Genomic DNA, 1,422 nt, shown 5'->3' with positions numbered 1-1,422 from the left:
CGGATCGAACACGACTACCGCGAACTCAAGACCGGCCTCGGCCTGGACCACTTCGAGGGCCGGTCGTTCACCGGCTGGCACCGCCACGTCACCCTCGTCACCGCCGCGCACCTGTTCATCACCACGCTGCGCCAAGACCCAAAAGCGGCTGCGCCGGCCCGACCCGTTACAAGGTCATCAGCGAGATCCAGCTACTCCTCGCCACCTGGACCGGCGCCTGCCCCACCTGCCGACGAAAGATCAGAACCGCCCGCCGCAAACGCCGACCACCGACCCAACAAAGCCCTACTGATACCACCAGCCCGCCCGCGACCTCCTGCAACGCCGCCGTGCTGGCGGCGACACCATCACCGAGTCTTCAAAGCCCTCAAAAGCCGCTTATCGGACGTAGTCTTTCGGGCTCTGCTGGCCGACGCATGGCATAGAGCCATTGAACGTGACCGCCTGGTCCCCCGTCATCCACCTCTGCGACCCGGCGACGCCCCGGCCCGACTTCGTACAGGACCGGTTACCGACGGCATCCATGATTCGCCCGGGCATCCGGAACCAGTTGACTATGGCCACACGTACTGCCCTGATGGGTTGTCCAGCAGCCGGATGATCGACGGCGGTACAACGCGTGTACCGGTGCTAGGGCATGGGAGCAAGATCGCACCGCGCTTAACGAGCCGACCCATACCCCTTTGCCGCCCAAAAGCTGACCGTATAAAGTCGAGGAGAACCGTGAGTATCAAACGAGCGCTCAGATTCGCTGTCATACTAAGCGCACTGCTAGCAGGAATGCTCGGCACGGTTCCCGCTCATGCTGATCAGTGGAACACGTGTCCGACGTGGGACTGCGGCAAGAACTCCTTTTCCGCCGAAACACAGGTCCACACTCCGGCAGGCGGTCGAAGGATTGCCGACATCGCGGTTGGCGATATCGTGTTTGGATCCGCGCCGGGAACGTTTTCAGTGCGGGCCTACAAGGTACGCAAAACAATTTCCCACATCGATGTTTCTACGCTTAGCCTTCGCATCTCCGGACAATCGATTGAAACGACGATGGACCACCGGTTTTATGCCAACGGCAGAGGCTGGGTTCCCGCAGGCCACCTGCGCGTCGGCGACCAGATTCACTCCATGCGAGGAATTGCCGGAAAGGTCGAAGGAATTGACGTTGACGACAACGTGAACACGCGAATGTATAACTTGGTTGTTGATGAGGCGCGCTCGTTCTTCGTGTCGTCGAGCGGCTGGCTCGTTGGTGGCTGACGCCCGAGTCGCTGGCCGCCACCCTATGTAGACCGACATCCGACATCAGCGCACCCATCTCGGCACCGACCAGTAACGATCTTGTGCGCAATAGCTGAGGTCGCGCAGTGGACTCCTCCCGGCGTATCACCAGGTGATGGTGCGGTCGGAGACCAGGGCGGCGACGGC

General features: G+C 61.5%; 1 protein-coding gene and 1 pseudogene. Both read left to right on the top strand.

Annotated features, from left to right (window positions below):
* Positions 1-147, top strand: a pseudogene (locus tag AB0J67_RS41135) (IS701 family transposase); the annotation flags it as partial.
* 576 nt (positions 148-723) lie between these two features.
* Entirely contained in the window at positions 724-1,254 is a 531-nt protein-coding gene (locus AB0J67_RS41130) for a polymorphic toxin-type HINT domain-containing protein (RefSeq protein WP_363491254.1), read from the top strand.
* Positions 1,255-1,422 lie beyond the last annotated feature (168 nt).

Origin of the sequence: Catellatospora sp. NPDC049609 (assembly GCF_040675365.1) — a bacterium.
In the GTDB taxonomy this organism is placed as follows: Bacteria; Actinomycetota; Actinomycetes; order Mycobacteriales; family Micromonosporaceae; genus Catellatospora.
The sequence above is the reverse complement of the archived record's forward strand: the minus strand, read 5'-3'. Positions and strand labels throughout refer to the sequence as shown.